Origin of the sequence: Agrobacterium tumefaciens, from assembly GCF_013318015.2 — a bacterium.
In the GTDB taxonomy this organism is placed as follows: Bacteria; Pseudomonadota; Alphaproteobacteria; order Rhizobiales; family Rhizobiaceae; genus Agrobacterium; species Agrobacterium tumefaciens.
Window position 1 is genome coordinate 118209 of the sequence record NZ_CP115841.1, and the last position, 24657, is coordinate 142865.

The following is a 24657-nucleotide window of genomic DNA, read 5'->3' on the forward strand; positions in this document are numbered from 1 at the left end:
TGCGCCCGGATGACGTTCTATTTGGCGGGCGCAAAGGCTTCTTCGTTGCGCCGCAATCGCAAAAGCGCGATCCAAACGGCGGCGGCGATGGCGGCTTCCACGAAGAAATAGCTGCCGATCGTTCCCGAAATGCTGAAGGACCAGGTGAGGAAGGCGACGATAACGGAGCCGATGAGATTGCCGCTGTTCCATATCTTGGCGCGGATATCCTGCCGTCCGGATGCGCCAAGCGCCTCAAGCGCGGTCGCCGCAACGGCCATCGGCAGCACGACCCAGCAAAGGATACGGGTGATGATCGGCAGCGAGACGTATTCGTCGCCGAACAGTAGCGGCAGGAAGGGTGCGATGATGAAGATGACCAGCGCGCTGCCGACTGCGATGACAAGCGCTGCCTTCAGTACATTATAAGCGCGCTCTATAGTCTTTCCGATACCCTGCAGGGCGGCTGAGGCCGACCCCGGATAGATCAGCCGGTTGAGAGCCTCGACGGAGAGGTAGGAGCTGTCGAGAATTCGCCGGGCAATGGAGTAGCTGCCCAGAACCTCGGCGCTGGCAACGGCACCGAGAACGAGAATATCGGCATTGCCACGCACGGCCTTGAACAGGAACTGGGTGGAAAACAGGATGCCGATGCGGATTTCATCGCGAACGATCCGGAAGACCGGCCGACCGAGCCTGCTGATCGCCTTCAGCGAAATCACTGCCGCAATCGTATGGGCAGCCAGGTTCCACAGGGCCCAGGCCTCCACCGTCTCCACCTTGAAGATGAGACAGGCGACCACGGCGGCAATTGTGCGGGCAACGGCGAACATCACTTCCAGCTTGTTGGCCGAGGCGAAGTCGGAATGGGCGATGAAGCTTTGGGTGGAAAGCGAAATGACTTTCAGAAGGATGAGGTTCGTGACCAGGATCACGAAAGTGGTGATGAGGGTATGCAGCAATGTTTCCGACGTCGGGAAAAACACCGGGATCGTGACCATGCCGATGATGGTCAGCACAATGCCGGTAGCGGCGCTCAAGAGATAGCTGTGGCCGAGCATCACGGGAAACATGCTGCGATCCTGCGCCACGCGGCGGATCAGCGATTCCTGCGAACCGAAACCACAAATCTGTACGCCGAGATTGGTCACGGCCGTGATCGAGGCATAGAGCGCGAATTGTTCCACGCCGAGATGGCGGGCAAGCAGGGCGAAGGTCAAAAGCTGGGCGGCGCTGGACATCAAAAGCGCCCCGCCGGATGCCATATAGGTCAATCCGAGTCTGACTAGATGGCTGAACCGCGGCGTATTCAACGACACCTTATTCTCCGTGCTTTCCGGCGTCGCCGGGCGAATTCAAGATAACTGCCGTGTTTTTAAACTTGATGAACTGAAAAACCCGGCAAGGGGGCAATAATTCGAAGGCCGTTGACCTCTATGAATGGCAGTTGCCCAGTCTTAGCCTTCTTGAGGTAAGAGAGGGTTAAAGCAATTGTATAATAATGATGATAATGACTGTTATGGTTATTTGGACATGGCCCGGTTTCAAAAAGGGTTTCGTTGTTCGTCACAAGGCAGGCCAATGATCCGATTATCCTTTTTCGATGTGGCCGACGATGCCGCCTTTTACTGATACGCAGTCCATTCCTGTACAAAGCAACAGCATGTCGCTTACGGGCGGCCGTCGCGACGCGATTTTTTTCGTCGTCACGATGCTTTATATCTGGATTTCCGTTGCGCCTTTCGAAAATCTTGCGGCTGCACCCGTGCCGCACGCCGCCGCAAACCAGCTGACCGGGCTGGTGATTGCGCTGATGCTGGGTGTTTTTGCCCTGCGTCATCGGCTGACGGGGCTTTTGTTGCGGCCGCGTCTGCCAATTCTGCTGTTGTTTTCCTGGCTGGTGATTTGTTCGGTGCTTGGCTCCCAGCCTAGCACTTCGCTGCAACGTTTGCTCTTTACGGGCCTTCTGTGCTTCATCACCAGTGTCCTCGTCGTCATGCCGCGCGACAGGCGGCAGTTCGACCGGATGATGGCCATCTTCGCCGTCATCCTGCTGGCGCTCTGCTACTTCGGGGTGATCTTCCTGCGCTCGCGCTCGATCCACCAGCCCTACGATCTCGATGAAACGGCGCTCGCCGGCGATTGGCGCGGTATCTTCAATCACAAGAATTCCGCCGCTCCGGCCATGATCATTCTCGTCATGATCGGGCTTTACCTGCGCAATAGCTGGTCGACGGTTGGCGGCATTGTCATCACGCTTCTGGCAGGGTTCTTCCTCTGGAAAACCAACGGGAAAACCGCAGCGATGCTGTTGCCCGTCACTGTCGCGCTGGTCTGGGTCATGGAAAGACATGCCGGTCGGACATTGCTGATGATCGGAGGTCTTCTGGCTTTCCTCAACATCCTCGCGGTCGGCTCCACCTATTTTCCGAGCATACGGCATGTGGTCGATAGTCTGGGGATCGATTCCACCTTTACCGGCCGAACGGATATATGGCGCCTGTCCTTCGACACGTTTGCGCAATCGCCGATCTTCGGGCAGGGTTTTCAGGCATTCTGGACGAGTGACCGGCTTCTGGCGCAGGCCGATACTGCCGGCACCTGGGCGGTCACCGCCTTCCATGCCCATAACGGCTTTGTCGAAAGCCTGCTGAATGGCGGCCTGCCGGCCTTTGTTCTCATCGTCATATGGCTCGTCATCATACCCGCAAACGATTTTCATATAGCTGTGAACAAGGGTACCGATCCGGCATTAACGCGGCTTTTTGCACGAATTTGGGTGTATGCACTGCTTTCTTCGTGTCTTGAGAGTAATTTCTTTACCGGAACCGGGCCTATCTGGTCTTCTCTACTGATTGCAATCTATTGTTTGAGGCATCAGGCGTACGACATACTTGAGCAGGGGCAGTAATTTGCAGACAGGCCGGGGGGCTTATGCATGACACAAAAAATCGGGACATTTGCAGACAGGATCAATAACCGGCTGGTGCAGTACTTTCCAGGACCGGCGGCGCTGATCAAAACGTCCGAACCAATCGTCTCCTTCACATTCGATGATGTGCCGGCGACCGCCTGGACAAAGGGCGCCCGCATTCTGGAAAGCGAGGGTGTTCGCGGGACATTTTATCTCGCAGGTACTTTTATCGACAAGCACTATGAACAGCAGGACATGATTTCAACCGAAGGCTGTTCGGAACTTGCAGCGGCCGGCCACGAGCTTGCCTGCCATACCTTTTCCCATCGCAAACTCTCGAGCTTTTCACGGCGCGGGCTTGAAGAGGATCTTGATCACAACGAAACCGTGCTGGGATCGTTCGCCGAAAACCGAGGCAGGCGGAATTTCTCCGTTCCTTTCGGCATGGCCTCGCCCGTCATGCAGCCCCTGTTACGACGAAGGTTCAAGACCGCTCGCGGCATCATGCCTGGCATCAACCGGGGCAGCATCGATCCGTACAATCTTGCCGGGGTGGAGTTGCGCGCGGACCAAAACTATCTCGATGCCGCCGATCGTTGGCTCGAGGATGTTTTGCAAAATGGCGGCTGGCTCATCATTTTCACCCATGATGTTTCGCAGACACCGAGCTTTTACGGTTGCCCGGAAGACAAACTTCAGAGCCTTGTCCGCAGGGCAGCTTCTGGCGGTGCGAAGATCATGACGGTTGATGCCGCGGCAACGTCACTCGGTCTGTAAAGGGATAGTATCGACGCCTGCTCTCTGAGTTGTGCCCGGGCAAGTAGGACGCCTGTCTTCGCAATGGCGGGTGTCTATTGGCTGGCCCAGATGATGCGGGCGATCCATTCCACATCGGCCATGTCGAAGCTGCGGTTCGGATGTTCGGGATTGAGCGAAAGAAGCTCGATATTCTTGGGGCTTTGCCGCGCCAGCACCTTGGCCATCACTTCGCCGTCTCGGCTTTTCAGCACCACGCGGTCGCCGCGCCGCACCTGCGCGCCCGGTTCCACGATCAGGATATCGCCGTCGCGGTAAAGCGGCATCATGCTTTCGCCCTGCACTTCCAGCGCGTAGACGCCCTGCTTGCGTTCGGGAGAAGAGGGGAACTCCACCACATCCCAGCCTTGGCCGGCCGGAAAACCGCCATCGTCGAAAAAGCCGCCGGAGCCCGCCTGCGCAAAACCGAGCAGGGGGATGGCATTGTCCGCACCTGAAGGCTGCATTGTCTGCGTCCTGCCGAAAGCATAACCAAAAAACTGGTCGACGCTTGCCCCCGTCGCCTCCAGCACCTTGGATACCGATTCCGTCGAAGGCCAGCGTTTGCGGCCATCCGGGCCGAAACGCTTCGATTTGTTGAACGAGGTGGGATCGAGACCGGCACGCTTCGCCAAGGCCGAAGGCGTCAGCTGGTGACGTTTGGCAAGCGTATCGATGGCGCTCCAGATCGTCTCGTGTGAAAGCATGATGAAAGCCCGCAGGTGGAGCCCGTGGCGTAAAAGCTCCTGTCGTTTACTCCGCGGAATCTAGACCATATCCCGTCAGGAGTAAAGAAAAGAAAGGAATAAAATCCTCGATTATGCCACCATGGCCGATGTGTTTATCTTGCTGAGCTGTATCACCGCCTGTGTGCGGCTATCGACCTTAAGCTTCAACAGAATAGCGGAGACATGCGCCTTGATGGTGGCTTCCGAAACATTCAGCGCATAGGCGATCTGCTTGTTCAGCAGGCCTTCCGCCAGCATGCCCAGAACCCGGCTCTGTTGCGGCGTCAGCGTTCTGAGCCGGCCGATGAGATCAGCCACGTCAGGATCATGCTCCTTTTCGCCCTGACAGCTTGCCGGTATCCACACATCGCCTTCAAGAACCGCGCGAATGCCATCCCTGATATCGTCGATGCCCGAGGATTTGGAAATAAAACCGGAAGCGCCGAGTTCGATGGACCGGCGAACAGTGGTCGCGTCGTCCGTTGCCGAAACGATGACGATGGGCAGGCTGGAAAATTCCGCCCGCAGCGCCATCAGGCCTGAAAATCCGCTGACACCCGGCATGGCGAGGTCCAGAAGCATCAGATCGGCGTCGTTGCATGCCGTCGCGGCACTTCTGGCAGCCTCGAAATCCCCGGCTTCCATGATTGTCTGCTGCCCGTCGAGACCGGATACGGCCTGTTTGAGGGCACCGCGAAAAAGCGGGTGGTCGTCTGCAATGATAATGACAAGTTCCGACATTCTGGCCCCCTCCCAAGGGCGTTATGCGGTTCTTTTAAAGGTATGGCGCACTCCCGTTTGCCGGCAGTCTAGACTGCTTCCGGCTCCTCTGCTGAAAGGTTGCTCTAATCGGTTGCGTATTACAAGAAAAAGCTTAGGAACAGCCGTCGCGGCAATAAAAATGCCGTGGAAACTGTGGACAATCGACCCGCTTTGCGGCAAACCGCCCAGACTGAAAAGCCTTGGAAAGCCTTCGGAGAGCCCCATGCACGAAACGCCCGCGATCATTTACAAAATCGTGCCGGAGACGTTGTGGAATGCAGCCAGGGCACAAGGCGTCTTCGAAGGCGCCGCCATCGATCTGACGGATGGGTTCATTCATTTTTCAACGGCAAAGCAGGCGGCCGAGACTGCCGCCCGGCATTTTTCCGGCCAGACCGACCTGCTTCTGATCGCTGTTGATGGTGCAGCACTTGGCGACAAGCTGGTTTATGAACCCTCGAGAGGCGGCGATCTTTTCCCCCATCTCTATGCGTCTCTTCCCTTGACCGCCGTGCTTTGGGAAACGCCGCTTTCACTTGGCCACGATGGCCAGCACCAGTTTCCGGAGATTTTGTGATGAGCGGATTATTTTCCTCAATCGGCCGCAAGGGCCTGTTTCTTGTCGATCCGGAAAAGGCACACGGCCTGTCCGTGGCGGCGCTGAAAAGCGGCTTTCTGCCCACCTGCATGGTGCCGCACGATCCGCGGCTGCAGCAGACCGTTGCAGGCCTCGTTTTCCCCAATCCGCTCGGCATGGCGGCGGGTTACGACAAGAATGCGGAAGTCCCGGGACCACTTCTGAGGCTCGGTTTCGGCTTTACTGAAATCGGCACCGTCACGCCGCGTGGGCAATCCGGCAATCCCAAACCGCGCATCTTCCGTCTGGTTGAGGATGAAGGCGTCATCAACCGCCTCGGTTTCAACAATGAAGGCCATGCCGCAGCGCTGGAGCGCCTGAAGCAGGCGCAGCTACGCGGTATCGTCGGCGTCAATATCGGTGCCAACAAGGACAGCGAAGACCGCATCGCCGATTATGTGCAGGGCATCGAGGCCTTTTATTCGGTCGCATCCTATTTCACCGTCAACATCTCTTCGCCCAATACGCCGGGTCTGCGTGACTTGCAGGCGCGCGAAAGCCTCGCGGCACTTCTTGGCGCCGTGCTGGAGCGCCGCAGGGCAGAAGCCGAACGCTTTGGCAAACGCATTCCGATCTTTCTGAAGATCGCGCCCGATCTGACCGAGGAAGGGCTGGATGACGTGGCGGAAGAGGCGCTGGCCCATGATCTCGATGGCCTGATCGTCTCCAACACCACGCTCTCGCGTGAAGGCCTGCGGCCCGGTCCGCATAAGGGTGAGGCGGGTGGATTGTCCGGTAAGCCGCTATTCGAGCTGTCGACCACTGTTCTCGCCAAAATGCGCCGGCGCGTCGGCAGCAATCTGCCCATCATCGGCGTGGGTGGCGTTTCTTCGCCGGAAACGGCATTGGAAAAGGTAAGGGCAGGGGCGGATCTGGTTCAGCTCTATTCCTGCATGGTCTATGAAGGCCCCGGCCTGCCGTCGTCCATCGTCAAAGGCCTGTCGAAGCTGGTCTCTCGCGAAGGTGTACAGTCCATTCGTGACCTACGCGACAGCACGGTCGACCGCTGGGCCGACCGCAAGCTTGGATGACGATGACCTGAACGGTCGAGACGCTGCGTCGGTTAAGATAAGTGCTTATCGTGGTGGTGTGCTCTCCTGCCTCATCCCTGTGACAGGGACAGGAATGAGGGTGGAGGGGGCGCCCCCCGTTATCTCACGCGCAGAGCACCATCGCCCAATAGGGCCGGTTGCGGCTTGCGGCATCATAGGCAACCGCGACGCCAAGGCCATTATAGGGTCCGAGCATGTTTTCGAGATGATGTTTCGAGCCGATCCAGGCCTTGACGACACGCTCCACGCTGTCCTGCCCGGCCGCCACGTTTTCCGCTGCCGGTAGCGGCACATTGCCGTCCTTCATGCGGATGAGGAAACTGTCGGTCAGGCCGATCAGATGCGCCATCTTCTGCGCCTTGACCATGCGTCCGGCCTGATAAGCGGCCGCACCACTTGCCGCACTACTGAAGGAGAGTGGCGAAAGCCCTTTCGAGCGGCGCAACTCGTTGACCATTGGAAGCGCTGCCGCGGTCTCATCGCGGGTGCCTGACGGCATGCCCTTGTTTGTAGGCACGGAAACACAGGCGGAAAGAACGGAACCGGCGGAAATCAGCACGAAGCCGCGCCGCGTAAGCGTCTGGAAAGATGTGTCGGTCATGTCAGCGGCGATAGCTCAGGAGGCGCAGGATGATGAAAATGGGTATGACGATCGTCGCGCCAAGGATCAGATAGTCGCCGATTGCGCCAAGCGCGTGGAAACCGCTGCGCCACAGATCGACCACGAAGTCGCGTGCGCCATAGATGATATTCCATGGCGTCAATCCGAAGATCGCCATCAGAAAGCCGACGAGCAATGAAACCACCAGCAGCTTCACCACGGTGCGGGCCACCGTATCACCCAGCATTTTGTTGACCTCACCGGCCATCAGCAAGTCTCCTGTTTTGTCCTGACATATGAAGCACGCTGCTTCGATGCAAGTTTCGGTGCACTATATCGCGTCATATTCGCAATTCCATGAGTGCGCCATGAAATAGGACTTGAGTTTTTTTATGGCTTGATAAATGACAGCCGACATCTTCTCCAGGAAATCTTGAATGGCCCCAAACCAGTTTTCTTCCGGTGACGTCATTGCCGACCGCCGGGCGGACTATGCCCGCATGTTGGCGGAGAGCGGTGATTATCCCGCCGCCGCCGAACTCATGGAGCAGGCGCTTGAACTTGCGCCACGGTGGACGGCGGGCTGGTTTCGCTTCGGGGAATATCATGAAAAGGCGGAGGAAACGGACAAAGCCGTGGCGGCTTACGAAAAAGTCGCCGAACTGGATACGGAAGGGCTGTTTGCAGCCGAACTGAAACTCGCGGTTCTCGGCGCCGCGGACACACCGGAGCAGCCGCCGAGCCGTTATGTGGAAGGGCTGTTCGACGATTATGCAGACCGTTTCGAAACGTCGCTCGTCGAGAAACTGGATTACAGCGTACCGCAGAAGCTGGCGGAGCTGATCGGCAAGGCGGCGGGAGGCGGCGTCTTCGACACCATTGTCGATATCGGCTGCGGCACCGGCCTTCTCGGCGTTGAAATCCACTCCCTGGCGAAGCGGCTGGAAGGTTTCGACATTTCCCAGAACATGCTCGCCAAGGCGGAGGAAAAGGGACTTTACGACCATCTCGGCCAGGCCGATCTATCGCTCGAAGCTGACGCCTCGGGACTGTTCGCGCCGGCAATGCCGCACCACCGCGCAGACCTCGTCGCCGCCGCCGACGTGATGATGTATCTCGGCAGTCTCGAAACCGTCATGCCCCTGGTTTCGGCCCTGCTTGCGCCCTCCGGTTTCTTCGCCTTTTCGGTGGAGGACGCGGGGGATGAAGATGGTTTCGTGCTGCGGGAATCGCTGCGTTACGCACATTCGAAAAGCTATGTGACCGGCCTTCTGGAGCGGGCAGGCTATTCTCTTATCGAAATCCGCAAAACCACCATTCGCAAGGATGCCGGAAAACCCCTTTCCGGCATTCTTTTTCTTGCCCGCGCCAAAGCCTGAACATTTCGTTTCTTGCCTTTTTCACGATAGGTCAGTCGTCCTTACATATCCATCTTGATCGCGTGTTTGTTGCAGTGCAAAATGCGCGGAAACCTGAGGGAAAAAGCGTGAGCAGAACGAGAAGCGTTTACAGCATGTGGAGTTCGGATCCGGCCAAACATGCGCCGGTGGAAGACGTGCAGGGCATCGTTACCGGAGCTATCGTATCGGCGCTCGGTTTTTATCTGCTGAACAAGGTCGGCCTTTTGACCGGTGGCACCGCCGGCGTCGCCTTCCTCATTCACTATGCCTTCGGCATCAGCTTCGGCCTCCTGTTCTTCCTCGTCAATCTGCCCTTTTATTACCTCTCGTTCCGCCGCCTCGGTCTTGCCTTTTCCATCAAGACCTTCATTGCCATCGGTCTTGTTTCGGTGCTGACGGAAGTGGAAGCGCGCTGGATGGTCATTGACAGCATCAACCCGCTCTGGGCGGCGCTGCTCGGTGGCCTGCTCCTCGGTTACGGGTTGCTGGCGCTTTATCGCCATCGCGCCAGCCTCGGCGGCATCGGCATTCTGGCCATCTATATTCAGGACCGCTTCGGCATCCGCGCCGGCCTGATCCAGCTTGCCTTCGATGCATTCGTGATGCTCTGCGCCTTCCTCGTCATCGATCCGGCCACCGTTATTTATTCGATTGTCGGCGCTTTCGTCCTCAACATGTTTCTCGCCATCAACCACCGCTCGGACAGATACATCGTTGTGCGCTGAATAAAGTACGCTTGAAATCTCTCGCGCTTGGGCGCAATAGCTCGATCAAGGCGGGAAAATCAGGGGAACAGGCATGGGCGATACGACTACGCGAAAGCGCGTGAATATCTGGGCTTCCGCGCCCGATCGCCATTCGCTGCTGGAAGATGCCCAGGGCGTTCTGGCGGGCAGCATGCTGGTCTCGCTCGGCGTGACACTGCTTTCCGCTGCGGGCCTCCTCACCGGGGGTGTGGTGGGTATTGCCTTTCTGGTGCACTATTCGATCGGCTTTAGCTTCGGCGCGGTGTTCTTCCTCGTCAATTTGCCGTTTTATTATCTCGCCTTCCGCCGTCTCGGCCTTGCCTTCACGGTCAAGACCTTTTGCGCCATTGCCATGACGGCGCTGCTTTCGGAATATATGCCGGGCTTCTTCGCTTTCGAAAGCATCAATCCCGTCGCGGCCGCCCTTTTCGGCGGGTTGACGGTCGCGGCAGGCATGCTGGCACTGTTCCGCCATCGCACCAGCCTCGGCGGCTTCGGCATATTGGCGCTTTATCTCCAGGACCGTTTTGGCTGGCGCGCCGGTCTCGTCCAGCTCGCCTTCGATGGCATGGTGCTGGCCTGCTCATTCTTCGTGGCGACACCCTTCGTCATCCTCTGCTCCATCCTCGGCGCGCTGGTCATGAACCTCGCGCTCGCCATCAATCATAGAAACGACCGCTACATCGCCATGTAACGGTCGTCCGGTGCAGGTAAAGCGGATCAGGCTGCTTTTGCTGCCGCTTCGACCGGGTGCTGCGAACGGAAGCCGACGGCGATGCGGTTCCAGGTGTTGATGGCACCGATGGCAACGGTGATCTTCACGATGTCCTCATCGGAGAAATGCGCCTTCAGGGTCTCGAAGGCGTCATCCGGAGCGCCGGTTTCGGCAATCTTCGTTACCGCATCCACCCAGCCGAGCAACGCCCGTTCCTGTTCGGTATATACCGGGGATTCCCGCCAAACGCTCATCAGGTTGATCCACTGTTCGGAAAGACCGTCGTGACGGCTTTCCTTCACATGCATGTCCACACAGAACGCGCAGCCATTGATGATTGATGCGCGCAGCTTGATGAGATGAACGAAGCGGCGCTCGAGGCCGCTGCTCTGGACGTAGGTTTCGAGCGCCATCACGGCTTTGAAGGCTTCGGGGGATGCCTTGGCATAGTTCAAACGGGTTTTCATGTGTCTCTCTCCATTCGTGGTTCAGTTTGAGGGGCATGTGTCATCGTTCCGGGAAGCTGCGAAGCTCTCCGGTATTTCAGATGGTTGGGTCTTTTAGGTTCTAGCGCGTCGCCGTCCTGCGCTCGTTCAGCTCCAGAAAGGCGCAACCGCGTGCCGCAATGCCGCCGTCGTCAGTGGCGGCAAGGTCGCCCAGAATGTCGGCAATGCTGGTTTTAGCGAGTTCCGCCCGATAGGCTTTCTCCGCCTTCAGCATCGCGGCGTTGATGCCGCAGGGCTTGGTGAAATAACGTCCCGGCAGGGGGTTCGGCCCGCGCTGGCGAATTTCCGCGCAGCGAAAGGCAGGCTGTGGTCCCTCCACGGCCAGAACAATATCAAGCAGGGTAATCTTGTCGGTTGTCCGGGCCAGACGATAACCGCCCTTCGGCCCTGGTACGGTGGAAACTATTCCGGCACCGGAAAGCAATTGCAGGTGCTTCAAGAGATAACTCGTGGAAACGCCATGGAATTCTGCCAGCGCCGCCGCCGAAAGCACGCCGCCTTCGGAAAGTCCCGCTAACATGCCCACGCTGTGAATGGCCTGTTCAACGCCGTCGCCGAGTTTCATCCGATTTGCTCACGTTTGGTTTGCTTTAGTATCGTGGATATTATTTATCCATGATTATGCATTCCTGTCAAGCAGCTCTGTTCCGCTCTTCTTTTTTCAAGGTTTCTCACTACCTTGAAAGCGTGAAACACGCTGAGTCTCCCATTTCCGGCACGCATGTCGGCACCTTGCCCCTTTCATTCCAGAAATGGTTTGCCGAAAAAGGGTGGTCCCCGCGCGCGCATCAATTGGAGCTGATGGCTCGGGCGCGTGGCGGCGAAAACATGCTGCTGATTGCACCGACGGGTGCCGGCAAGACGCTGGGCGGCTTCATGGCGTCGCTCACCGATCTTGCTGAACGCGGCAAGGTGCCGCCGGGCTCCGCCTTTGTCGGCGTGCACACGCTTTACATCTCGCCGCTCAAGGCACTTGCGGTGGATATCGAACGCAATCTCACCAAGCCTGTCATGGAAATGGGCCTGCCGATCTCAATCGAAACCCGCACCGGCGATACGCCGCAGGCAAAACGCCAGCGCCAGAAGGTCAAACCGCCCGATATTCTCCTGACGACGCCGGAACAGGTGTCGCTGCTGCTTGCCAACAAGGAAGCCGAGCGCTTTTTCCGCGACCTGAAATATGTGGTGCTGGATGAGCTGCACTCGCTCGTCACCTCCAAGCGTGGCCATCTGCTGTCGCTCGCGCTCGCGCGGGTGCGCAGGCACGCGCCGCATGTCCGCTTCATTGGCCTTTCCGCCACGGTGGCGGAGCCGATGGATTTGCGCCGTTACCTGGCACCGCAGGGGCAGGGAGAACCGCCCGCAGGTCTTATAACAGTGGAAGGCGGAGCCAGGCCAAACATCGCCATTCTGCAGACGGAGGAGCGTATTCCGTGGTCCGGCCATTCCGCGCGCTACGCCATGAAGGATTTGTATCCTGCTCTGAAGGCGCACCAGACGACGCTCATCTTCGTTAACACCCGTTCGCAGGCGGAACGGATTTTTCAGGAGCTCTGGAATGTAAACGACGATAATCTTCCGATCGCCTTGCATCACGGTTCGCTGGATGCCGGACAGCGCCGCCGGGTGGAGGCCGCGATGGCTGAAAACAAATTGCGCGCGGTCGTCGCCACTTCCACGCTCGATCTCGGGATAGACTGGGGCGATGTCGATCTCGTCGTGCATGTCGGCGCGCCAAAGGGGGCGAGCCGCCTTGCCCAACGCATCGGCCGCGCCAATCACCGCATGGATGAGCCGTCAAAGGCAATCCTCGTTCCCGCCAACCGTTTCGAGGTGATGGAGTGCCGGGCCGCACTCGATGCGAACTATATCGGCGCGCAGGATACGCCCCCCATCGCGCAAGGCGCACTGGATGTTCTTGCCCAGCATGTGCTCGGTATGGCCTGCGCCGAACCTTTCGATGCGGATGATCTCTACCGTGAAGTGACCAGCGCTTCACCCTATGCCGATCTACCGCGTTCTACCTTCGACCGCGTCGTGGATTTTACCGCTACCGGTGGATACGCACTGCGTACCTATGAACGTTACGCCCGCATCCGCCAGATGAAGGACGGCCGCTGGCGTGTCTCCAATCCGGCGGTCGCGCAGCAATATCGCCTCAACCTCGGCACCATCGTCGAGGCTGCGGAACTTAATGTCCGCATGGTCAAGCGCAATGCCAAGGGCTCGGTCGGACGCGGCGGCATGTCGCTCGGCAAGGTCGAGGAATATTTCCTCGAGCAGCTGGTGCAGGGCGATACCTTCCTGTTTGCCGGCAAGGTTCTGCGCTTCGAAGGCATCCGGGAGAATGAATGCCTGGTGTCGCAGGCCTTTTCGATGGACCCGAAGATACCCTCCTACGCCGGCGGCAAGTTTCCGCTTTCCACCTACCTTGCGGACCAGGTGCGCTCCATGCTGTCCGATCCCGCCCGCTGGCAGTCGCTGCCGGATCAGGTGCGCGACTGGCTGGCAATCCAGAAGGAAAAATCGATCATTCCCAAGCGCGACGAGCTGCTGGTCGAGACATTTCCCTTCCGCAAACGCTTCTTCATGGTCATGTATCCTTTTGAAGGGCGTCTGGCCCACCAGACCCTCGGCATGCTTCTGACACGGCGGCTGGAACGGGCGGGCGCAAAGCCCATGGGCTTCGTTGCTACCGATTATTCGCTCGCCATCTGGGCCATGGAGGATATTGGCAGGCGGCTCAAATCCCGCCGCCTGTCGTTGGCGGAACTTCTCGACGAGGACATGCTGGGCGACGATCTGGAGGCGTGGCTGGACGAATCCTTCATGCTGAAGCGGACCTTCCGCAACTGTGCCGTCATTTCCGGCCTCATCGAACGCCGCCATCCCGGCAAGGAAAAGACGGGCCGTCAGGTCACGGTCTCCGCCGATCTTATTTATGACGTTCTTCGCAGCCATGAGCCGGATCATATTCTGCTGGAGGCAACCAGACGTGATGCGGCGGCGGGACTTTTGGACATTGGCCGTCTTGGCGATATGCTGAAGCGAATCAAGGGTCACACCACCCATCGTGCGCTGGAGCACGTCTCGCCGCTTGCCGTTCCCGTCATGCTGGAAATCGGCCGCGAGACGGTGGCGGGCGAGGCGATGGATCAGGTGCTGGCCGAGGCCGCAGACGAGCTTATCGCCGAAGCCATGTCCTGAGGCATCAAACTGGAATGAAGGAACGACCACAAAAGTGCTGAGCCGACTGACATTGAGCGACAGGTTTTCCAATGGCTTCGAATGCCTCGGCAGCGAAACTGCCATCAACGGCGTCGCCGCCTGGTGTGACCCGTTGGGTGGGCTTTACCTGCCCGATCTATCGCTGCTGGTTGTCTCGGACCTGCATCTGGAAAAAGGTGCGGCCTTTGCCCGGCGCGGGCGCATGCTGCCGCCTTACGACACGATCGCTACCCTCAAAATCCTGTCTTCCCTTGTCAGCCGTTACGATCCGAAGATCGTCGTCAGCCTGGGCGACAATTTCCACGATCGGGTCGGGTCCGAGCATCTGCCGCTTATGCTGCGCGAACTGATCAGCGAGATGGCCCGTGGCCGTGACTGGATATGGATCAACGGCAATCACGATCCGGATGGCACGGTCGATCTGCCGGGGTCTTCGGTAGATGAGATGTTTTATGGCAATCTCGTTTTCCGCCACGAGCCTAAGGTAGGAGATGCCGCGGGTGAAATCGCAGGCCATCTGCATCCCTCCGCCACTGTTCGCCGTCGCGAAAAAACGGTGCGGCGCCCCTGTTTCGCCACCGATGGTTCCCGCCTGTTGATGCCGGCCTTCGGGGTGATGAGCGGCGGACTGGATTTGCGGCACAAGGCCATGCGCGGTCTCTTTGACCACGCTGCACTCGTCGCGCATCTGATGGGGCGGGACCGCATCTATTCGGTACGGTTTTCAAATCTGCTCGGCTGAGCGCATCGCTCCGCCCGTCTATTGGCGGTATACCAGCACCGGTATCTTCGAGTTTTTCAGCACCTTGGCCGTAACGCTGCCGACAAGCATCTCGACGAAGCTTCTGCGCCGGTGCGAAGCCATGGCGATGAGGTCGCAGCCGGTCCTGTTGGCGATTTCGACAATCGCCTCATCGGGCCGTCCCGCCCGCGCCAGCAGCGCTTCGCAATCCAGCCCCATCGATGCGGCGTGCGCCTGCGTATCTCTCAGAAAATGCTCCGCCTCCTCGCAACGGTGGAATTCCTCTTCGGCAATGGCGGCAATGTCCTCGACATCGCTGGCAATCACGTGAAAGGGTTCGGACACCGTCACGACGGTCACCTTTGCGCCTGCCTCTCTGGCGAGAGCGAACCCTTGGTCGATTGCGATCTGCGCCAGCGGCGAGCCATCGGTGGGAATGAGAATGTGCTTGAACATGACATTTCTCCTTTTCATCCCGGTCACAACCGCACTTGCCGCCATAAGCTGCGTACGTGGTTGTAACGTCTTGAATTTTACCGCAAACCATTGAAGGAAGCGAACGCTATCTTTTACGCCGAAGGCGAAAGACGCGCTCTTTTACGGGAATGAAAAACACTCAGTCCTTGCGGAAAATAATACTGGCACTCCAGCCCGTGACGACGGCGAGGAGAACGCACAGCGCGCCATAGGCAAGCGGTGTCTGATGCGCGGCATCGGTGATTGCCTGTTCCATGCCGGTCTTGACGACGCGCAGTTTCAGCTCGCGCTGGGCGATGAAATTGCCGCTCTTGAAGAGATAGGCACGGGCGGTATGCACGCCGTTCGGGACGTTGGCGGGCAGGCGCAGGGTTGCCCAGAACAGGCCGGTGCGTTCAAGCCGCACGCCGGTCGTGTCGTTGCGATAGATGCCGCTTGAAAGCCGCAGGCGCCGATAGGCCTCCTGAAAATCGAAGACATTGTCGGGCACGCCGGAAAACACCGCACTTTTGAGCGACAGATGTTCGACACCAAGCCCCATTGCCCGCAAGGTGCCAGGCGAAGCGACGGCGCTGATATCGCGCGTGCTGGCCATGGAATAGGATTCCGGCAGCGGCGTGAAGGTGATGGCGCTTGTATTGATCCAGATACCGGCCACGCGCTCCTTCTTGCGCACCGTCATGTAGTCGCTGGGGCCTTCAAGGGTGACGACGATATCATATTGGCCGATAGCGAGCAGCAACTGGTCGGTATTGTTGAGAGCGCCGAAAAGCGTGAAATCCGCCCCGCGAAAATCGGAGGTGATCGGAATCTCCGTCGTCGATGCGCCGATTTCGATATTTTCCTGCAAGGACCGCTGCTGTGTGCCGGGAGGCAGGGCAAGCGGCGGTGTCTGCGCCGAAGCGGTAAAGGCAAGGCAGGAACCGATAAGCAGAAAGGCGCAAAGCAGCAGGCGGTGGGTCAATAACCTAACCCTCCGACGGCGACCGAAAACAGGTCTTCGGGGCGAACAACCAGTGCCACGGCAAGGCGAAGGGCGACTGCAAGCACCAGAAGCGCCAAAAGCGCGCGCAGCTGTTCGCCGCGCAGTTTCTGCCCGACGCGCACGCCATATTGCGCGCCGATGACGCCCGCGACCATCAGGATGAAGGCCAGCACCACATCGACGGAATAGTTCGTCGCGGCCTGAACGATGGTCGTATAGGCGGTAACGAAAATGATCTGGAACAGCGAGGTCCCGACAACGACGTTGGTCGGAATACGCAGAAGATAGATCATGGCCGGCACCATGATGAAGCCGCCGCCGACACCCATGATCGAGGTCAGGATGCCGATACCGAAACCCAGCGTGACAACGGGAATGATGCTGAGATAGATCTTCGACTTCTTGAACCGCATTTTCAGCGGCAGGCGGTGAACCCAGTTGTGATGGCCGGGGCGGCGCAGCGTCACCGTCTCATTACGGGCAGCACGGCGCAGGGCGGAAATGCTCTCCTTCAACATCAAGGTGCCGACAGTACCGAGCAGGATGACATAAAGCAGCGAAACGATGAGGTCGAGCTGGCCGATGCTGCGCAGGAAGGAGAATATCCACACGCCCACCGTAGCGCCCACAAGGCCGCCGACCAGCAGGACGCTCCCAAGCTTCACATCCAGCGTTCCGCGCCGGAAATGCGTGATCGAGCCGGAGACGGAAGAGGCCACCACCTGGTTTGCGCCCGTCGCCACAGCCACTACGGGCGGAATATTGTAAAAAATCAACAAGGGGGTGATGAGAAAACCGCCCCCCACGCCGAACATGCCGGAAAGAAAACCGACGGCCGCGCCCATGCCGAGAATGATGAAAATGTTCACCGACAGTTCTGCAATCGGCAGATAGACAGTCACGGCTCGGACCTCGGGCAAATGGTTCCGGGCGGCAGGGCTTGTCCGGGTGTGGGGCCGCGCCGCGATTTACATTTTCTGTCTGAAAAGACCGGGCATGCCCAGCCTTCATCCGTCATGCCCGCGAGGGTCCGACGTGTCAACATTCAACGGTAAATACGTTGATAATTTGGAAAGATAGCGATCAGGCGTGGGAGCAGCGCCACATTCCGGCGCCAAACTGTGGGGAAGCGGCCGGGAAGGCCGCCTCATCCGTTGCGAAACGGTTATTTGTTGCGGGCGAGCAGCGCTGTCACCAGCTCGTTGGTGATGCGCCCGTCGGGCGTCTGGCCAACGGATTTCTGGAAATCCTTGATGGCGGTAACCGTGTTCTTGCCAAGCTTGCCGTCGGGCTGGCCGGCATCGAAACCGTTCTTGTTCAGGATTGCCTGAATGTTGCGGATCGCCTTTTCCATGTCCACGGAGGCAGTCTTCACGCCCTCCTTGCCAGCCCATTCCTCGGGCGGGTTGACACTGTTGGCGTCTTCCGAAAGCGGCTTGACCTTCCACGCGTCGGCTTTCGCACGTGCGCTCTGAAGCTGCTGCGGGTTCATCGCTCCCGCAACCTCGTCACGCTTCTGGGCAGCGTCCGTGTCGCCATCCTTGGCCGCAATGGAGAACCACTTGTAGGATTCCTCGATATCCTGCTTCACGCCGCTTCCGCGCGCGTAGAGAATGGCAAGGTTGAACTGGCTGTCGCGGACGCCGAGTTCGGAAGCCTTGATGAACCATTGCGCGGCGGTGGTGAAATCCGGCTGGCCGGCCGCATCGGAGGCGAGCAGGACGGCGAGATTGTGCATGGCGCCTGCATTGCCCTGTTCGGCTGCCAGCGTGTAATAGCGCTTCGCTTCGGAAAGGTTGCGCTCGACGCCATTCGCCTTCTCGTAAAGGTTGGCGAGACGATATTGTGCGGGAGCAAGGCCGCGATCCGCAGCCAGCTTGTACCATTTGGCGGCTTCCGCGCGATCGGCGGCAAGGCCGCGACCTTCGGTGTAGCGTGCTGCGATCTCGTACAGCGCCTGCGTGTCGCCTTTCGCTGCGGCTTCCGCCAGCGATGCTGGCTCGATACCGGCGGGAACCGCAATCGCGCCCTGGGCGGCGGCAGGCGTGGTAGCGGCCTGCACCGGTGCCTGCGGCTCACTCTGTGCGACAGTGCCTGATGTCGCCGCATCCACGGCGGGCGCATCGGCAACAGGCGGTTCATTGGCAAGCGGCGCGCCGCCAATGGTACGCGGATCGATGGTGTTTTCCGACGGTGCTGCGTTTTCGATGCTGTCGGCGGATGCCGCCTCCTGCGGATCGATAGCCAGTTCGGACGGAATGGTCACGGCCTTGTCGCCGGTCTCGGGAAGTGCGGAGACCGGGGCATCGCCCATCTTCTCTTCGATGACCGGTGCCGGGGCTTCCGCGCCGCCCATCATCGTCTTGACGAGCGGCATGGCCATCATCGCAAGAAGAATGGCGCCGATGCCGAGCAGCAGCGGGCGACGATAACGTGAAAGCGCCGAAGCGTCTGGCTTGCGATTTTTCTTGCCGGTCTCAAGCTTCTCCGGTGAGGTTTCCATGGCGGCAGCCTGCGCTGCGCGACGGGCGGCGGCGATGAAATCCGTGCGGCCTTCTGCGTCCGCCGCCTTGCCGCTGGAAGCGACCTGGCTGGCGCGCACCCGTTCCAGTATTTTCTTGATATCAGGTGCGCCAGAGCCGGGCTCCAGAAGTTCGTTCTCCTGGCCCGCGGGCAGCACGTCGATCGGATCGAGCGAAGGGGCGGGTTCCACCTGCGTGCGGGTGGTGGTTGCCGATACGGGTTCTTCTGCCGATTTGGCGGTCTTCGCCGTGCCGGTTTTGAAACGCTTGGTCAGGCCGGCAAGCAGGCTCTTGTTCTCTGCTTTTGCGGGTTTTGCAGCGGCGGGCGGCACGATTGCCATCGCATCCGCGCCGTTTTCGCCGGCATCGCGCGTGTCTTCGAGAATAAGCTGTTCTTCGGCGATGTAGCCCTCTTGCGGGAAGATGGCGGCCGGCATGGCCACGTCTTCGCGGGCGGGCGTAATCATATGCTGCGCGACGTTGCGTGGCGCTGCCTCTTCGCGATAGGCGGGAGCGGGAGCGCGATTATCAAGGCTGTCCAGTCGACCGGCAATCTGCACCAGCGTTTCGTGCAGCGCCTCGAAGGTGCGGTGCGTGCGTTCTTCCGTGTTGCGGCTCAGCGCCTCGAGGCTGCGAAGATCGGTGGCAAGATCGGTCAGCATCGTCATATCGGCGAGGTTTGCGCCGGAGGAGACATTGTTGCGCGTAAAGGCGTCCAGAACGGCCTCGGCCGCCTGTCGAGCCGCTTCGATGATATATTCATCGTTGGACGCCATGTAGTCCTCGATCGCCGACATGCGGGCATCGAGTTCCGGCGACATGCCCGCCGGCTGGTGATGACCCGGCTGGCTGATTAGCGAGGAGAGATGGGCGATCTGATTTTCGAGGCTGAGCAAAGCGCCGCTGTCGGCGGGTGCGGCATGGGCGGTCTCGTCCAGACGGGCCGCGATATCGCCAAGCCGTTCTTCCAGGCGCGAAAAAGTGCCTTCGTTGAAACCAGCAACGGGCTGCGGCTGGCTGTAGCGATAGTCAAGGTCTTCGATGCGCCGGGAAAGCGTGTCGAGCCGTTCCGCCAGGCCGTCATTGACGGTGCCGTGATCCAGCGCGTCGATCTTGCGGGAAATGTCGCTGAGGAACGATGTCAGTTCCGCCTGCTGTGAGGGGCGCTGCGAACGCTCCAGAAGCAGGGAAAGCTGGTCCAGTCGCTCGTGCAGCTGTGCCGCGTCGCGCGCCGTGCTCAATTCGTCGATCTTGGCGGCCAGCGTTTCAAGACGGGCGGTGAGATCCACAGCAGGATCGGGCTTTGCGGCGGCAATACGATTGATATCACCGAGCTGTTCGGCAAGGCCGTTCAGGCGGGTTTCCAGCCGCTGTGCCAGTGCGTTGTCGGTGGCCTGTGCATTGTTGGAGCGGGCGCCAGTAGCGGCAATGGCGCGGCTGATTTCATCCAGTCGCTGGTCCAGACCGGAAAACTGTTCGGTAAAGGCAGCCTCGTTCGGCTGCATATGCTTGCCGAGCTGCTCCACAGCGCTTGCGATGGTGATCAGCTTTTCCTCAAGCACGCGCACGGCGGGATTGTTGCTCATGCCGCCGAGCTGGGTCTTGATGTCGTCGAGACGATAGGCGAGCGAGACGATTTCATCCTGCAGCGAGGCCGTGTCGAAACCGCGCAACGTGTCTTCCACGGTGTTCCAGCGGCTTTCGATCCGATGTACGCTGTCTTCACGCGCAAGCTGATCGATGGTGAGGCGCAGGTCATCGAATTCACTGCGCAGCCCGTAGGCATCGGGAGAGGCCAGATTGCCGAGCTGGTCGATGCTGCCGGCAAGCCTTGCAATATCGTCGCGCAGGTCGCCGATGAACTGCTGGTCTTCCGCGATCGCGCGAATGTTTCGGATTTCGGCTCGCAGCCCTTGCGCTTCGCGCGCCACGCCTTCTGAAATATCGTGCTTCAGCTCATGCCGCAGGTTGACGAGCGCCTGCGCGATCTCCTGCAAGGCCGCGTCGTTTCGCTGCTGCTCCTGATAGGGCGGGATGGAGCGCGCGCGCGGTGCGGGGTTGGCCGCCGCGTTCTGCACGTCGTTCGGCCGGTATTCAGGCGCAAGCGGTCTGGTGATGGTTCGTTCCGGGCGCGCAACGGGCTCCTGCGGGCGCTGGAAGCTTGCCTCAAGCAGGCGCTGGCGCTGGCGGATTTCGTTGACCGGGTCGAGTTGCGGCGGGGTGACGGTGGCGCGTGGCTCGCGCGGCGCGGCATGGGCCTCGTTTTTCGGCTCAGCTGTCGTGGCCCGGGGGTCGCGCGGAAATTTCTGGCTCATCAGCCCTTCGATGCGGGCTTCAAGGCCTTCAATGGTGCGATTGAGAGCATCAAGAGACGACCTGTCGCTCGGGCTTTGGTTTTTCGATCGCAATCCGTTCATCTTCTCGCTCGCTTCGCTTCCGTCCGGCGTGCCCGGTGTTTGTTGCAACGGCTACCCGCCTGATAATGCCGTCGCACAACATGCAGCAATTCTAGAGCCGGTATTTGCCCCCATGGAGGAAAATGCTTCGATTGACGAAGCAGTTACCTCGTGTCGGAGAATTCACGAAACGTGGTAAAGAAGTGGTTAACTATGGTTGGAATTTTTTAACTTTTGCGGCGTGTAACGCTTTCGCGTGGGGCTGGCCAAGCATTGCGCGGAAAAAGGGCCATGACATTCGACCGGAATTTATTTGACGTTTACGCGCACGTCAAATATTGTCATCCCATATCGGCCGGATCGGCTCCGGCTTTCACGATGCGGAGGAACATCGGTAATGCCTGTTTACAAGGCCCCAGTTAAAGACACGCTTTTTATTCTGAACGACGTTCTTGGCCTCGAGCGGTATAACAACCTGCCCGGCTTCGAGGATGCAACCCCTGACATGATCGAGGCTATTACCGGCGAGGCGGCGAAACTTGCCGAGGAGCGGCTTTTCCCGCTGAACCTGTCTGGCGATCAACAGGGCTGCAAGCGTGCAGATGATGGTTCGGTTTCCGTTCCTGATGGTTTCAAGGAGGCTTACGACGCCTATTGTGAAGGCGGCTGGATCGGCCTCGCCGTACCGCCGGAATTCGGCGGGCAGGGCCTGCCCTATACGCTGCATGCGGCGATTGGCGAGTATATGTCGTCCGCCAACCTGTCGCTGATGATGTATCCCGGCCTGACGCAGGGCGCCATCGCTGCCGTCCTCGTCCATGGCACGCAGGACCAGAAAGAAACCTATCTGCCGAAGATGGTCGAGGGAACATGGTCCGGCACCATGAACCTGACAGAACCCCATTGCGGCACCGATCTCGGCCTGCTGCGCACAAAAGCAGTTCCGCAGGGCGACGGCAGCTACAAGATTTCCGGCCAGAAGATCTTCATTTCGGCCGGCGAACATTCCATGACTGACAATATCGTCCATCTGGTGATTGCCCGCATCGAGGGCGCGCCGGAAGGCACCAAGGGTATTTCGCTGTTCATCGTGCCGAAATTCCTCGTGAAGGAGGACGGTTCGCTCGGCGAGCGCAACGGCGTCACCTGCGGCGCGATCGAACACAAGATGGGCATCCACGGCAACGCCACCTGCGTCATGAACTATGACGATGCGACGGGGTATCTCTTGGGTGCGGAGAACAAGGGTCTCTCCGCCATGTTCGTGATGATGAACGAAGCCCGCCTCGGCGTCGGCCTTCAGGGCCTGTCCGTGGGTGAGATCGCCTATCAGAATGCGGTCGAATATGCCCGCGAGCGCATTCAGGGCCGTTCACTTTCCGGGGCGAAATTCCCCGATAAGAAGGCCGATCCGATCATCGTGCACCCGGATATCCGCCGTACGCTGATGACTATCAAGGCCTATAACGAGGCTGGCCGCGCCTTCCTTCTGTGGACCGCGCTGCAATCCGATATCGCCCATCGGTCGACCGATGAGAAAGAGCGTCAGACGGCAGATGACCTGCTCGGTCTCGTCACGCCGATCCTCAAGGGCGTGCTGACTGACAAGGGCTTCGACCATGCCGTCATGGCGCAGCAGGTCTTCGGCGGTCACGGCTATATCGAGGAACATGGCATGAGCCAATATGTCCGCGATGCCCGCATCACCATGATCTATGAGGGTGCGAACGGCATTCAGGCGCTCGATCTGGTCGGCCGCAAGCTCGGCATGAATGGCGGCCGTGCCGTCATGGCGCTGTTCAAGGAAATCGGCGATTTCTGCGAGGAAAACCGCGCCGACGAAAAGCTCAGCCTTTACACAAAGGGCCTGAAGAAGGGCTTGAACGATCTACAGGCCGCAACCATGTGGTTCATGCAGAACGCCATGGCCAAGCCAGACAATGCCGGTGCCGGTTCGACCGATTACATGCACCTCTTCGGTACCGTGGTGCTGGGTTACATGCAGGCCCGCATGGCGAAGGCGGCGAGCGAAGCCCTTGCGGCAGGTAGCACTTCGGACGAGGATTTCCTCAAGACCAAGCTTGTCACGGCGAAGTTTTATATGGAGCGCATCATGCCGGAAACGGCGCTACGCAAGGCCCGCATCGAAACCGGTGCGGACACCATGATGGAACTGGCTGCGGAAGCATTCTGACAGGGCGTGTCACGCGCCGAGGGAGAGAGTTAATGACCGACGTTTACATTTATGACCATGTCCGCACCCCGCGCGGACGCGGCAAGAAGGATGGCAGCCTGCATGAGGTGCCCTCCGTTCGCCTTGCCGCCAAGACGCTGGAAGCCATCCGCGACCGCAACGGGCTCGATACGTCTGCTGTCGACGACATCATCATGGGCTGTGTCGATCCTGTCATGGATGCCGGTGCAGTTATCCCGAAAGCCGCCGCCTTCGAGGCCGGTTATTCCAACAAGGCACCGGGAATGCAGATCTCGCGCTTCTGCGCTTCAGGTCTCGATGCCATCAACTTCGCGGCCGGCAAGGTCAAGGCAGGCTCCGACGATATCGTCATTGCCGGCGGCGTGGAAAGCATGTCGCGCGTCGGCATGGGCATGTCTGGTGGCGCCTGGTACATGGACCCTTCGGTCAACTTCCCCGCCTTCTTCATGCCGCAGGGCGTGTCGGCAGATCTCATCGCCACGAAATACGGTTTCTCCAGGGACGATGTCGACGCCTATGCTGTCGAAAGCCAGAAGCGCGCCGCGCATGCCTGGGAAAAGGGCTATTTCAACAAGTCCGTTATCCCCGTGAAGGACCGCAACGGCCTGACGATCCTCGACCGCGACGAACATATGCGCCCCGGTACGGACATGCAGGCGCTGGCTTCCCTCAACCCATCCTTCCAGATGCCGGGTGAAATGGGCGGCTTCGAAGCCGTTGGCATCATGGCGCACCCGGAAGTGGAGCGTATCAACTACGTGCACCATGCGGGCAATTCGTCCGGTATCGTCGATGGCGCGGCCGCCGTTCTGGTTGGTTCCAAGGCGGGCGGCGAGGCTATGGGCGTGAAACCGCGTGCCCGCATCAGGGCGTTCGCCAATATCGGTTCCGATCCGGCGCTGATGCTGACCGGCCCGGTGGATGTGACCGAGAAGCTTCTGAAAAAGACCGGGATGTCGCTTGCAGATATCGATCTTTTCGAACTCAACGAGGCCTTCGCCGCCGTCGTGCTGCGTTACATGCAGGCCTTCGACATCAGCCACGACAGGATGAACGTCAATGGCGGGGCAATCGCCATGGGCCATCCGCTGGGTGCGACAGGAGCGATGATCCTCGGCACGGTGCTTGACGAGTTGGAGCGGCGCGATCTGAACACCGCGCTCGTCACGCTCTGCATCGGCGCGGGCATGGGCACAGCGACCGTTATCGAGCGTGTTTGAGTTACGGAGGGCTAACCCCAGGCTCCTCATCCCTGTG

At 59.4% G+C, this 24657-nt stretch carries 22 protein-coding genes; 11 read left to right on the forward strand and 11 right to left on the reverse strand.

Annotated features, from left to right (window positions below; all coding sequences use genetic code 11):
* Positions 1-17 precede the first annotated feature (17 nt).
* Positions 18-1244, reverse strand: a complete 1227-nt coding sequence (gene uppX, locus G6L97_RS00565; RefSeq protein WP_236759557.1) for a Wzx-type polysaccharide biosynthesis protein UppX — start codon at positions 1242-1244, stop codon at positions 18-20.
* Positions 1245-1594: 350 nt separating this feature from the next.
* Between uppX and uppY the strand changes: the two genes are divergently transcribed.
* Both uppY and G6L97_RS00575 read left to right on the forward strand, forming a co-directional pair.
* A complete protein-coding gene (gene uppY / locus G6L97_RS00570) occupies positions 1595-2890 on the forward strand; it encodes a Wzy-type polysaccharide biosynthesis protein UppY (protein ID WP_111782936.1) in 1296 nt (431 codons plus the stop codon).
* Positions 2891-2917: 27 nt separating this feature from the next.
* Positions 2918-3670 carry a polysaccharide deacetylase family protein gene (locus G6L97_RS00575; RefSeq protein ID WP_111782832.1) on the forward strand — a complete coding sequence of 251 codons (753 nt, stop codon included), beginning with the start codon at positions 2918-2920 and terminating at the stop codon, positions 3668-3670.
* Positions 3671-3744: 74 nt separating this feature from the next.
* Here the strand turns inward: G6L97_RS00575 and G6L97_RS00580 are convergent, their stop codons facing one another.
* Both G6L97_RS00580 and G6L97_RS00585 read right to left on the reverse strand, forming a co-directional pair.
* On the reverse strand, positions 3745-4395 hold the full coding sequence (locus G6L97_RS00580) for a S24 family peptidase (RefSeq protein WP_003514944.1): 651 nt from the start codon (positions 4393-4395) through the stop codon (positions 3745-3747).
* Positions 4396-4506: 111 nt separating this feature from the next.
* Entirely contained in the window at positions 4507-5157 is a 651-nt protein-coding gene (locus G6L97_RS00585; RefSeq protein ID WP_003514945.1) for a response regulator, read from the reverse strand.
* 244 nt (positions 5158-5401) lie between these two features.
* On the opposite strand from G6L97_RS00585, the gene G6L97_RS00590 reads away from it, so the two are divergent.
* On the forward strand, positions 5402-5755 hold the full coding sequence (locus tag G6L97_RS00590) for a DUF952 domain-containing protein (RefSeq protein WP_003514946.1): 354 nt from the start codon (positions 5402-5404) through the stop codon (positions 5753-5755).
* Positions 5755-6846, forward strand: a complete 1092-nt coding sequence (locus tag G6L97_RS00595; RefSeq protein ID WP_013635431.1) for a quinone-dependent dihydroorotate dehydrogenase — start codon at positions 5755-5757, stop codon at positions 6844-6846. Before G6L97_RS00590 ends, G6L97_RS00595 begins: the two co-directional genes overlap by 1 nt.
* A 124-nt stretch (positions 6847-6970) precedes the next feature.
* Here G6L97_RS00595 and G6L97_RS00600 read toward each other — a convergent pair whose 3' ends face one another.
* Together G6L97_RS00600 and G6L97_RS00605 are read right to left on the reverse strand one after the other, a co-directional pair.
* Positions 6971-7468, reverse strand: coding sequence for a CAP domain-containing protein (locus G6L97_RS00600; RefSeq protein ID WP_013635432.1), 498 nt, complete (start codon positions 7466-7468; stop codon positions 6971-6973).
* Between the two features lies 1 nt (position 7469).
* Entirely contained in the window at positions 7470-7736 is a 267-nt protein-coding gene (locus G6L97_RS00605) for a DUF6460 domain-containing protein (protein WP_003514949.1), read from the reverse strand.
* A gap of 169 nt (positions 7737-7905) precedes the next feature.
* On the opposite strand from G6L97_RS00605, the gene G6L97_RS00610 reads away from it, so the two are divergent.
* From G6L97_RS00610 to G6L97_RS00620, 3 genes are all read left to right on the forward strand, one after another.
* Positions 7906-8847 carry a class I SAM-dependent DNA methyltransferase gene (locus tag G6L97_RS00610; protein ID WP_162686716.1) on the forward strand — a complete coding sequence of 314 codons (942 nt, stop codon included), beginning with the start codon at positions 7906-7908 and terminating at the stop codon, positions 8845-8847.
* Between the two features lie 134 nt (positions 8848-8981).
* Positions 8982-9593 (forward strand): YitT family protein, encoded by a 612-nt coding sequence (locus G6L97_RS00615; RefSeq protein ID WP_025592410.1) that lies wholly within the window; start codon positions 8982-8984, stop codon positions 9591-9593.
* A 73-nt stretch (positions 9594-9666) separates the two neighbouring features.
* Positions 9667-10308 (forward strand): YitT family protein, encoded by a 642-nt coding sequence (locus G6L97_RS00620; protein WP_003514952.1) that lies wholly within the window; start codon positions 9667-9669, stop codon positions 10306-10308.
* A 26-nt stretch (positions 10309-10334) separates the two neighbouring features.
* On the opposite strand, the gene G6L97_RS00625 is transcribed toward G6L97_RS00620, so the two are convergent.
* Together G6L97_RS00625 and G6L97_RS00630 are read right to left on the reverse strand one after the other, a co-directional pair.
* Entirely contained in the window at positions 10335-10796 is a 462-nt protein-coding gene (locus G6L97_RS00625) for a carboxymuconolactone decarboxylase family protein (RefSeq protein WP_111782831.1), read from the reverse strand.
* A gap of 100 nt (positions 10797-10896) precedes the next feature.
* Entirely contained in the window at positions 10897-11400 is a 504-nt protein-coding gene (locus tag G6L97_RS00630) for an RrF2 family transcriptional regulator (protein ID WP_013635435.1), read from the reverse strand.
* 50 nt (positions 11401-11450) lie between these two features.
* Between G6L97_RS00630 and G6L97_RS00635 the strand changes: the two genes are divergently transcribed.
* Positions 11451-14042 (forward strand): ligase-associated DNA damage response DEXH box helicase, encoded by a 2592-nt coding sequence (locus G6L97_RS00635; protein WP_236762562.1) that lies wholly within the window; start codon positions 11451-11453, stop codon positions 14040-14042.
* A 34-nt stretch (positions 14043-14076) separates the two neighbouring features.
* On the forward strand, positions 14077-14805 hold the full coding sequence (pdeM, locus tag G6L97_RS00640) for a ligase-associated DNA damage response endonuclease PdeM (protein WP_111782830.1): 729 nt from the start codon (positions 14077-14079) through the stop codon (positions 14803-14805).
* A gap of 18 nt (positions 14806-14823) precedes the next feature.
* Here pdeM and G6L97_RS00645 read toward each other — a convergent pair whose 3' ends face one another.
* The 4 genes from G6L97_RS00645 to podJ form a co-directional block, all read right to left on the reverse strand.
* Positions 14824-15261 (reverse strand): universal stress protein, encoded by a 438-nt coding sequence (locus G6L97_RS00645; protein ID WP_003514961.1) that lies wholly within the window; start codon positions 15259-15261, stop codon positions 14824-14826.
* A gap of 160 nt (positions 15262-15421) precedes the next feature.
* The gene (locus tag G6L97_RS00650; protein ID WP_013635439.1) at positions 15422-16246 is read right to left on the reverse strand and encodes a TIGR02186 family protein; all 825 of its coding nucleotides are present in this window, start codon (positions 16244-16246) and stop codon (positions 15422-15424) included.
* Positions 16243-17169: a sulfite exporter TauE/SafE family protein gene (locus G6L97_RS00655; protein ID WP_003514964.1), complete on the reverse strand. Its 927-nt coding sequence runs from the start codon at positions 17167-17169 to the stop codon at positions 16243-16245. Before G6L97_RS00655 ends, G6L97_RS00650 begins: the two co-directional genes overlap by 4 nt.
* Positions 17170-17432: 263 nt before the next feature.
* Complete coding sequence (gene podJ, locus G6L97_RS00660) at positions 17433-21206, reverse strand: cell division protein PodJ (RefSeq protein WP_111789078.1); 3774 nt, start codon at positions 21204-21206, stop codon at positions 17433-17435.
* 376 nt (positions 21207-21582) lie between these two features.
* Here podJ and G6L97_RS00665 point away from each other — a divergent pair, with 376 nt between their 5' ends.
* Both G6L97_RS00665 and G6L97_RS00670 read left to right on the forward strand, forming a co-directional pair.
* Positions 21583-23379: an acyl-CoA dehydrogenase C-terminal domain-containing protein gene (locus tag G6L97_RS00665; RefSeq protein WP_111782828.1), complete on the forward strand. Its 1797-nt coding sequence runs from the start codon at positions 21583-21585 to the stop codon at positions 23377-23379.
* Positions 23380-23411: 32 nt separating this feature from the next.
* Positions 23412-24620 carry an acetyl-CoA C-acetyltransferase gene (locus G6L97_RS00670; protein ID WP_025592421.1) on the forward strand — a complete coding sequence of 403 codons (1209 nt, stop codon included), beginning with the start codon at positions 23412-23414 and terminating at the stop codon, positions 24618-24620.
* Positions 24621-24657: the final 37 nt, after the last annotated feature.